The sequence below is a fragment of the Sphingomonas bacterium genome (assembly GCF_903643065.1).
Lineage (GTDB): Bacteria > Pseudomonadota > Alphaproteobacteria > Sphingomonadales > Sphingomonadaceae > Sphingomonas.
Genome location: NZ_CAHJWX010000033.1, coordinates 1 through 9,712, shown reverse-complemented (window position 1 = coordinate 9,712; position 9,712 = coordinate 1). Strand labels below are relative to the sequence as shown.

Here is a 9,712-nt window from a genome sequence, read left to right as displayed (position 1 = left end):
GTGCGGATCGACCGGGCGACCGGCCAGCCGGTGACGGGCGGCGCGTGGCCGACCGCCGATCCGAAATCGGAGATCATCTGGGAAGCGTTCAAGCCCGAAAGCGAACCCCGCCGGATCGCGCGCCGGGCGGCGGAGCCGGGCACGGCCGCGCCGGTCGCGGCACCGGCGCATCGGGCGGAGAAGCCGGCGGATGGCGATTTCGTGCAGCGGCAGGGGGGGATTTACTGATCGGCCGTCATCCGCGCGCAAGCGGAGACCCGTCTCCCGGCGTTCCCTTGTTCGCCGTGGTCGCGTAGGGCCGGGCCAGACGAGATGGACCCCGCCGTCGCGGGGATGACGGAGAAACAGGATGCGCGCCGAGGCGCAGGCTCATGCCGACACGATCAACGACGCGCTGGCGCTGCTGCGGCGCTTCCTCGACTGGGACCGCGCGCTGCGGCGGCTGGACGAGCTGAACGCGCGCGTCGAGGATCCGGCGCTGTGGAACGACGCCAAGGCGGCGCAGGCGGTGATGCGCGAGCGCCGGCGGCTGGACGAGGCGATCGGCGCCACGCGTGCGATCAGCCAGGAGCTGGCCGACACCGCCGAGCTGATCGACATGGCCGACGCCGAGGGCGACGCCGAGATGGCGGACGAGGGCCTCGCCGCGCTCGCGGCGCTGGCGGAACGCGCCAACGCGGACAAGATCAAGGCGCTGCTGGCGGGCGAGGCGGACGCCAACGACAGCTATATCGAGATCAACGCCGGCGCCGGCGGCACGGAAAGCCAGGACTGGGCGGAGATGCTGCAGCGCATGTACACGCGCTGGGGCGAGCGGCACGGCTACAAGGTCGAGCTGGTCGACCACCACGCCGGCGAGCAGGCGGGGATCAAGTCGGCGACGCTGCTGCTCAAGGGCGAGAACGCGTTCGGCTATGCCAAGACGGAATCGGGCGTGCACCGGCTGGTGCGGATCAGCCCCTATGACAGCTCGGCGCGGCGGCACACCAGCTTCTCGTCCGTCTGGGTCTATCCGGTGATCGACGATTCGATCGAGGTCGAGGTCAACGATTCGGAATTGCGCATCGACACGTATCGCGCGTCCGGCGCGGGCGGGCAGCATATCAACACGACCGATTCGGCGGTGCGCATCACCCATTTGCCCACCGGCATCGTCGTCGCCTGCCAGAACCAGCGCTCGCAGCACAAGAACAAGGCGGAGGCCTATAACCAGCTGCGCGCGCGGCTGTACGAGCACGAGCTGCGCAAGCGCGAGGAGGTGGCGGACGCGGCCAACGCGACCAAGACCGACATCGGCTGGGGCCACCAGATCCGCTCCTACGTGCTCCAGCCGTATCAGCTGGTGAAGGACCTGCGCACGGGAATGACCTCGACCAGCCCCGGCGACGTGCTGGACGGCGCGCTCGATCCCTTCATGGCCGCCGCGCTGTCACAGCGGGTGACGGGGGAGAAGGTGACGGTGGAGGACGTGGAGTGACGCCCGGTCACCCTCACCTTCTGCCCGCCTGTGGCGGGCTGTCTCCCTCTTCCGGTGGGAGAGGGAAGGAGGCGCGAAGCGCCGGAAGGCTCAGGGTGATCGGTCTCGCCCTCCTCCTCGCCGCCTGCGACGGGTCGCAGCCGCTGATCCGGCATCCGGCGCGCCAGCCCGGCCCCTTTCCTGCGCCCGACCGGCCGGTGGCGACCATCGTGTCGGCCGGCTGGTCGACGGAGGAGCAGCGCGACCGGCAGCACGAGGCGGGCGCGGTGATGGGCCGGTCGGGGATCGTGCCCGGCATGACCGTCGCCGACATCGGCGCGGGCGAGGGCTATTACACGATCCGGCTCGCCGCCCGCGTCGGCAAGGCCGGGCGCGTGCTGGCGGAGGACATCATCCCGGCGGTGCGCGACCAGCTGGCGCAGCGCGTCGCGCGCGAGCGGCTGGACAATGTCAGCGTCCGGCTGGGCCTGCCCGCCGATCCACGCCTGCCGGCCGGCAGCTTCGACCGGGTGCTGATGATCCACATGTATCACGAGATCGCGCAGCCGTACGAGTTCCTGTGGCGGCTGCGGCCGAGCTTGAAGCCCGACGGGCTGGTCGTGGTGGTCGACGCGAACCGGCCGACGCAGCATCACGGCACGCCGCCGGGCTTGCTGGCCTGCGAGTTCGCGGCGGTGGGATACCTGCAGGTGGCGACGCAGGACATGCCATCCGCGGGCGGCTATCTGGCGACGTTCCGCGCGGCGGGGCCAAGGCCCGAGCCGGACGCGATCAGGGCGTGCCGGGCCTGATCCACCGGCGGACCAGCCTCGATCACCGGTCGACGGAGAAGATCGGGCTCGCCTGTTTCATCGCCCGCGCCGCCACCTGCGCGAAGGTCTCGGGGGTCAACTGGCCGAAGCCCGGGAAGCTGGCGAAGCGCCCGCCATCCTCGGTCGCGCCGTCATAGCCGTTATAGGCGACGCGCAACGGGTTGAACGCGCATTTCGCGTCCTTCAGCTTGAGCGTCAGCGCCTCGCTGTCGCCGACGAGCGTCAGGATCTCCTGGCGGAACATCGGCACATACCGGTACATCGACGCTTCCGCGAGACCGGGATTGCTCATCGCCAGGTTCTGGTGCGTGAGCGAACCGAGCGTTCGCAGCTGGGTCACCTGATGATCGCCACGGAAGGACGTGCTGTTGTACTTGGACGACACGTACATGTTCGACAGCATGATCGCGGCCCACTCCTCGAAATTGTCGAAGCGGCCGAGCGCGGTGTGCTTCATCACGCCGAGCGTGGCGCGCGCGGCATGGACGATCTCGTGCAGCAGTACCGCGTCGGGCTGTGCCGCCGGCCCCGCAAGGCCGCGCAGCATGGCGAGCGAGACGAACACGGTGGCGGCCGATCCCTTCCCCGTCGTCAGCGCGGTCCGGCCACGAAAGGACACCTGCTCGCCCGCGGTTTCGGCGTCGAGCGGGGAGGCGTTCACGTTGACCATGGTGTCGCCGGGCAGGATCTGGATCTGGCTGCCGATCCACAACGACCGCAGGATCGGCCGGCCGACCTCCTCGTCGGCATGAATCTTCGTCAGGAGGTCGAACACCTGCTGCTCGAAGCGCGCCGCCTCGTCCGCCGACAGCGCGACCGAGCGGCGGGTCCTGGTGTTGGTCAGTCTCGACCCGTCGATCTGGTAATATTGACCAAGGAATAACCGCATGGCGATGCTCCGATCGACGCAACGCCGAGCGTAGATCGGCGACCGTCGTCCCCGCTAGGATCGACGCGACATCGGCGACCTGCACCATGACGAGGGAAGGAGTCTCTAGCCGACTCGCCTGCCCTCCCCTACCCTGTCGGGGATGCGCCAGTATCTCGACCTGATGGACCGCATCCTCGCCACCGGCACGCGGCAACAGGATCGCACCGGCACCGGCACCCTGTCGGTATTCGGTCATCAGATGCGCTTCGACCTTGCCCAGGGCTTCCCCGCGCTGACCACCAAGCGGCTGCATCTGAAGTCGATCATCGTCGAGCTGCTGTGGTTCCTGCGCGGCGACACCAACGTCCGCTGGCTCCAGGAGCGCGGGGTGAGCATCTGGGACGAATGGGCCGATGAGGACGGCGACCTCGGGCCGGTCTATGGCAAGCAGTGGCGCGACTGGATCGCCGCCGACGGGCGACACCTCGATCAGATCGCGACGCTGGTCGGGCAGCTGCGGAGCGAGCCGCACTCGCGGCGCATGGTGGTCACCGCCTGGAACCCCGGCGACCTGCACGCGATGGCGCTGGCGCCGTGCCATTGCCTGTTCCAGGCGCATGTCGCCGACGGGCGGCTGTCGGTACAGCTGTACCAGCGCTCAGCGGACGTGTTCCTCGGCGTGCCGTTCAATATCGCCAGCTATGCGCTGCTCACCCATCTGCTCGCGGATCAGGCGGGGCTGGCGGTGGGCGACCTCGTCTGGACGGGGGGCGATTGCCATCTGTACCTCAATCATCTGGAACAGGCGCGGACGCAGCTCGGGCGCGAGCCCGGCCCGCTGCCCCGGCTGGAGATCGGGCGGCGCGCGCCGGCGATCGACGCCTATGAGCCGGAGGACATCGTGCTCCAAGACTATGCGCCACAGGCGCACATCCGGGCGCCGGTGGCGGTATGATCACGCTGGTGCTCGCGCGCGCGCGCAACGGGGTGATCGGGCGCGACGGCGGACTGCCCTGGCACATTCCCGCCGACCTGAAACGGTTCAAGGCGCTGACATCGGGCAAGCCGATGATCATGGGGCGGCGCACGTTCGAGAGCTTTCCCAGGCCGCTGCCGGGCCGGCGGCACATCGTGCTGACGCGCTCGCCCAATTGGCGCGCGGACGGGGCGGAGGTGGCGCGCTCGATCGCGGAGGCGCTGGCGCTGGCGGGCGGCGACGTGTCGGTGATCGGCGGGGCGGCGGTGTTCGCGCTGTTCCTGCCTCGCGCCGACCGGGTGGAGCTGACCGAGGTCCAGGCCGATCCGGACGGCGACACGATCGTGCCGCCGTTCGCCGGCTGGCGCGAGGTGGGGCGGGAGGATCATGACGGATATGGTTTCGTCACGCTACTCCCTCTCCCGCCGGGAGAGGGACGGGGCCCGCTCGCGTAGCGAGTGGGAAGGGTGAGGGTGAGGACGGCAAGGCCGGCATTCATCGCTCACCCTCACCCCGCGCCGCTTCGCGGCTGCCCCTCTCCCACGGGGAGAGGGGTGGAAGGCAAACGGCGGTCCCTCTATACCGCCCCCATGCAGCGCCTGGACGGCGGGTCGCCGGTGCCGCCGCACCTAGCCGGCGGAATCGTCGCGCTCGGCAATTTTGACGGGTTTCACCTGGGGCATCAGGCGGTGGTCGGCGCCGCCGTCGCGCGCGCGCGCAGCGAAGGTCGGCCGGCGCTGGTGGCGACGTTCGATCCGCATCCGGTGCGGCATTTCCGGCCCGACGCCGCGCCCTTCCGGCTGACCACGCTCGACCAGCGCGAGCGGCTGTTCGCCGCCGCCGGGGCGGACGCCACCGTGGTGTTCGGGTTCGACGGCGATCTCGCCGCGCTCACCGCCGAGCGGTTCGTCGCGGAGCGGCTGGTCGGCGCCCTGCAAGTCGCGGGCGTGGTGACGGGCGAGGACTTCACCTTCGGGCGCGCCAAGGGCGGCAACGTCGCCGTGCTCGCCGACCTTGGCCGCGCGCATGGCTTCGCGGCGGAAACGGTCGGGCCGGTGGCGCTCGACGGCGCGCCGGTATCGTCCTCACGCATCCGCGCGCTGTTGCAGGCGGGGCACCCGCGCGAGGCGGCGGCGCTGCTGACGCGGCCGTTCGCGATCGAGGGCGTCGTCCAGCATGGCGACAAGGTGGGACGCACGATCGGCTATCCGACCGCGAACCTGGACATGGGGCCGTACCTGCGGCCCCGCTACGGCATCTATGCGGTGCGCGGGCGGCTCCCGGACGGGCGCGTGCTGGATGGGGCGGCAAACCTGGGCGTGCGGCCGACGTTCACGCCGCCCAAGGAATTACTTGAGCCCTATTTCCTCGACTTCGCGGGCGACCTGTACGGGCAATGCATCGAGGTGGCGCTGATCGAGTTCCTGCGGCCGGAGGCGCGGTTCGACGGCCTCGACGCGCTGGTGGCGCAGATGGAGCAGGATTGCGCGGCGGCGCGGCTCCTACTCTCTTCGTCATCCTGAACTTGTTTCAGGATCCATGCGCGGGTCGCGCGACGCCGACGATCCGCGTGGATGCTGAAACACGTTCAGCATGACGGCGGCATGGGTGACGGGGCGCTCCGATCCCGCTACACGCCCGCCACCCATGGCCGACGCTCCTTCCACGCCCGATTACCGCGACACCGTCTTCCTGCCCCAGACCGACTTCCCGATGAAGGCCGGGCTGGCGGCGAAGGAGCCGGCGATCCTGGCGCGGTGGGACCGGATCGGGCTGTACGATCGCCTCCGCGCGGCGCGCGCCGGGCGCGAGCAGTTCATCCTTCACGACGGCCCGCCGTATGCGAACGGCAATATCCACATGGGTCACGCGATGATGAAGACCCTCAAGGACTTCATCACCCGCTCGCAGTCGCTGCTGGGCCGCGACGCGCCGTTCATCCCCGGCTGGGACTGCCACGGGCTGCCGATCGAGTGGAAGGTCGAGGAAGCGTATCGCGCGAAGAAGCTCGACAAGGATCAGGTCGACCCGCTGGCCTTTCGCGCCGAGTGCCGCGCCTATGCGGCGGGCTGGGTCGACCAGCAGCGCGCGCAGTTCCAGCGGCTGGGCGTGATGGGCGACTGGGCCGACCCGTATCTGACGATGAGCTTCGACGCGGAGGCCGCGATCGCGGGCGAGCTGCTCAAGTTCGGCGACACGGGCCAGCTCTATCGCGGCGCCAAGCCGGTGATGTGGTCGCCCGTCGAGAAGACCGCGCTGGCCGAGGCGGAAGTCGAGTACGAGGACATCGTCTCGACGCAGATCGACGTGGCGTTCGAGATCGTGGAGGCGCCAGGCGCCCCGGAGCTGGTCGGCGCGCACGCGGTGATCTGGACGACGACGCCGTGGACGATCCCGGTGAATCAGGCGTTGGCGTATGGGCCGGAGGTTACCTACTCTCTAGTGACCGTAGATGCTGGCGCCAACGTCGAGCGTCACGAAGGCAAGATCTATCTGATCGCGGCCGATCTAGTCGAAGACGTCATGAGCCGCTGGAATGTGACGGGCTGGACGGAGCACGACATCGAAGGGGTGCGCGGCGCGCACCTCGCCGGCGCCCTCGCCCGCCATCCCATGCACCACCTCGGCGGCTTCTTCGCTCGCCCGCGCCCGCTGCTGCCGGGCGACTTCGTCACCACCGATCAGGGCACGGGGCTCGTCCACATGGCGCCCGATCATGGCGAGGACGATTTCGCCCTGTGCAAGGCGCACGGGATCGAGCCCGTGTTCGCGGTCGATGCCGCGGGCATGTACCGGGCGGACTGGGCGTGGCTGGGCGGCCAGGGCTCGGTCATCAACAAGAAGTTCGTCGGCGCGGAAGGTCCCATCTGCCGTGACCTTCGGGACGCGGGCGCGCTGCTGGCGAGCGACGACTATAAGCACAGCTACCCGCATTCGTGGCGGAGCAAGGCGAAGGTGATCTTCCGCGCGACGCCGCAATGGTTCATCGCGATGGACTCTCCCCTCCCGCGAGCGGGAGGGGTCGGGGGTGGGCTCGCCCTCTCCGCGAGCGTGCCGTCCGCCGAAGCGTCCAGCCCACCCCCCAGCCCCCTCCCGCTTGCGGGAGGGGGAGCGGATACGCTCCGTTCCCGCGCCCTTTCCGCCATCGCCGACACCCGCTGGATCCCGCCGCGCGCGGAGAACCGCATCCGGTCGATGGTGGAGGGCCGGCCCGACTGGGTGGTATCGCGCCAGCGCGCATGGGGCGTGCCGATCGCGCTGTACGTCCATCGCGCGACCGGCGCCTACCTGACCGACCCGGCGGTAAACGCCCGCATCCTCGCCGCCTTTCGCGAGCGCGGCGCGGACGCGTGGTTCGACGCCGATCACCAAGCCTTGCTCGGGCCCGAGCACGACCTCGCTGACTATGAGCCGCAATCCGACATCCTCGACGTGTGGTTCGACAGCGGCTCGACCCACGTCTTCACGATCGAGGCGCGCTATGGCGAAGGCGTCCGCGCGGACCTCTATTGCGAGGGCTCCGACCAGCATCGCGGCTGGTTCCAGTCGTCGCTGCTGGAAGGCTGCGGCACGCGCGGGCGCGCGCCGTACAAGGCGGTGCTGACGCACGGGTTCGTCCTCGACGAGCGTGGGCGCAAGATGAGCAAGTCGGTCGGCAACGTCGTCGATCCGATGAAGATCGTCGGCGAGTCCGGCGCCGACATCGTCCGGCTGTGGGTGGCGCAGGCGGACTATCTCGACGACCTCAAGATCGGCCCCAAGGCGATCGCCACCGCGTCCGACACCTATCGCAAGCTGCGCAACACCTTCCGCTACCTGCTCGGCGCGCTCGACGGCTTCACCGACGACGAGCGCGTGCCCGTTTCGGCAATGCCCGAGCTGGAGCGCTACGTGCTGGAGCTGCTCGGGCGGCTCGACGTGGACCTCAAGGCGGCGATCGAGGCGTATGACTTCACCCGCTACCTGCGGCTGCTGACCGACTTCGCGCAGGACGACCTGTCGGCCTTCTTCTTCGATGTGCGCAAGGACTCGCTCTATTGCGACGCGCCCGGCGACCCGACGCGGCGCGCGTATCGCACGGTGCTCGACCTGCTGTTCCACGCGCTGGTCCGCTTCGCCGCGCCGATCCTGGTCTTCACCGCCGAGGAGGTGTGGCAGGCGCGGTTCCCGAGCGAGGACGGGTCGGTGCACCTGCTCGAGTGGCCCGAGCTGCCCGCTTTGCCCGGCGACGACCAGCTCGGCGAGCGCTGGGCGGCGGCGCGCGCGTTGCGCCGCGAGGTGACGGAAGCGATCGAGCCGCTGCGGCGCGACAAGGTCGTGCGCTCCAGCCTGGAGGCGGCGGTGACCGTGCCCGCCTTTCCGCTCCCCGCGCCGCTGCTGGCGGAGACGTTCATCGTGGCCGCCGTGGACGCGGGCCCGCTCGGCGTCGCGCGGACCGACTATCGCAAATGCGGGCGCTGCTGGCGCCACCTGCCCGAGGTGACGGTCGACGGCGCGTTGTGCCACCGCTGCGACGCGGTGGTGGGCGCGTGAGCCGGCGCTGGCCGCTCCCCGCGCTGGGCCCCGCGCTGGGCCTCGCGCTGGCGGTGTTCGCCATCGACCAGGCGATCAAATACTGGATCACCGGCGTGCTCGAACTCGACGAGACCGGCGCGGTGCGCGAGGTGACGGGGTTCTTCCGCTTCACGTTCGTGGCCAATTGCGGCATCTCGCTAGGGCTGCTGGGGTCGCATTCGGATACGCGGTGGGTGCGCGTCGCGCTGACGCTGGTGACGTCGGGCATCGCGCTGGCGGTGCTGACCTGGCTGTGGCGGGAGAAGAACGCCGTCGACCGGCTGGCGCTGGGCGGCATCTTCGGCGGCGCGCTGGGCAACATCGCCGACCGGCTGATCCCGGCGGGTACGCTGGCCAAGATCACGAGCGGCGGCGTCGCCTATCCCGGCTGCGTGATCGACCTGGCGGACTTCCACATCGGCGAGTGGCGGCCGTTTTTGGTCTTCAATGTCGCCGACGCGGCGATTACGGTGGGCGTGCTCGTGCTGCTGGTGCGCGCGCTGCTCGGGCGCGACAGGCGGCCGGAGGAGAAAGTGAATGCGTAGGGTGATCGCGATCGGCGCCGGCGTCGCCGCGCTGGCGCTGCTGTCGGGCTGCGGCGGACGGCGGCTGGGCGGCCAGGGGCCGGATGAGTTCGCGGTGGCGCGCCAGGCGCCGCTGGTGATCCCGCCCGATTATGCGCTGGTCCCGCCCCAGCCCGGCGCCGCGCGGCCGCAGGACAACAGCCCGCAGGCACAGGCGCTCGACGCGCTGTTCGGCGGCAGCGCGGCGCGCTCCGCGTCCGAACGCGCCGTGGTGAGCCAAGCGGGCGGCGAGACCGCCGACGCGGGCATCCGCTCGGCGGTGGGCGATCCCAAGACCAACGTCGTCGACAAGGGCTCGACCACGCGCGACATCGTCGCGGCGCCGCAGGGCGACGGGCAGGACGCGCGGGCGGTGGGGAAATGACCTCCTTGTCCTCCCCAAGCTAGGCTTGGGGAGGGGGACCGCTCGCGCAGCGAGTGGTGGTGGGGGGGCGGGCG

The 9,712-nt window shown here is 70.3% G+C and carries 10 protein-coding genes; 9 read left to right on the top strand and 1 reads right to left on the bottom strand.

Going from position 1 to position 9,712, the window contains the following annotated elements:
• The 3 genes from HUU95_RS02405 to HUU95_RS02395 all read left to right on the top strand — a co-directional run.
• Positions 1 to 228 (top strand): hypothetical protein (locus HUU95_RS02405; protein ID WP_174278628.1); only part of this gene is annotated, 228 nt, incomplete at its 5' end.
• A 121-nt stretch (positions 229 to 349) separates the two neighbouring features.
• Positions 350 to 1,477 (top strand): peptide chain release factor 2, encoded by a 1,128-nt coding sequence (gene prfB, locus HUU95_RS02400; protein WP_174278637.1) that lies wholly within the window; start codon positions 350 to 352, stop codon positions 1,475 to 1,477.
• 95 nt (positions 1,478 to 1,572) lie between these two features.
• Positions 1,573 to 2,268: a class I SAM-dependent methyltransferase gene (locus HUU95_RS02395; RefSeq protein WP_174278636.1), complete on the top strand. Its 696-nt coding sequence runs from the start codon at positions 1,573 to 1,575 to the stop codon at positions 2,266 to 2,268.
• 22 nt (positions 2,269 to 2,290) lie between these two features.
• Here HUU95_RS02395 and HUU95_RS02390 read toward each other — a convergent pair whose 3' ends face one another.
• Positions 2,291 to 3,178: a hypothetical protein gene (locus HUU95_RS02390; protein ID WP_174278635.1), complete on the bottom strand. Its 888-nt coding sequence runs from the start codon at positions 3,176 to 3,178 to the stop codon at positions 2,291 to 2,293.
• Positions 3,179 to 3,320: 142 nt separating this feature from the next.
• On the opposite strand from HUU95_RS02390, the gene HUU95_RS02385 reads away from it, so the two are divergent.
• From HUU95_RS02385 to HUU95_RS02360, 6 genes are all read left to right on the top strand, one after another.
• On the top strand, positions 3,321 to 4,115 hold the full coding sequence (locus tag HUU95_RS02385; RefSeq protein WP_174278634.1) for a thymidylate synthase: 795 nt from the start codon (positions 3,321 to 3,323) through the stop codon (positions 4,113 to 4,115).
• A complete protein-coding gene (locus HUU95_RS02380) occupies positions 4,112 to 4,591 on the top strand; it encodes a dihydrofolate reductase (RefSeq protein ID WP_174278633.1) in 480 nt (159 codons plus the stop codon). The genes HUU95_RS02385 and HUU95_RS02380 overlap by 4 nt, the downstream gene beginning before the upstream one ends.
• 135 nt (positions 4,592 to 4,726) lie before the next feature.
• The gene (locus HUU95_RS02375) at positions 4,727 to 5,659 is read left to right on the top strand and encodes a bifunctional riboflavin kinase/FAD synthetase (protein ID WP_174278632.1); all 933 of its coding nucleotides are present in this window, start codon (positions 4,727 to 4,729) and stop codon (positions 5,657 to 5,659) included.
• Between the two features lie 124 nt (positions 5,660 to 5,783).
• Positions 5,784 to 8,669, top strand: coding sequence for an isoleucine--tRNA ligase (gene ileS / locus HUU95_RS02370; RefSeq protein WP_174278631.1), 2,886 nt, complete (start codon positions 5,784 to 5,786; stop codon positions 8,667 to 8,669).
• Positions 8,666 to 9,235, top strand: coding sequence for a signal peptidase II (gene lspA / locus HUU95_RS02365; protein ID WP_254602575.1), 570 nt, complete (start codon positions 8,666 to 8,668; stop codon positions 9,233 to 9,235). The genes ileS and lspA overlap by 4 nt, the downstream gene beginning before the upstream one ends.
• Positions 9,228 to 9,638 (top strand): DUF3035 domain-containing protein, encoded by a 411-nt coding sequence (locus tag HUU95_RS02360; RefSeq protein ID WP_174278629.1) that lies wholly within the window; start codon positions 9,228 to 9,230, stop codon positions 9,636 to 9,638. The genes lspA and HUU95_RS02360 overlap by 8 nt, the downstream gene beginning before the upstream one ends.
• The last annotated feature ends 74 nt before the right edge of the window (positions 9,639 to 9,712 follow it).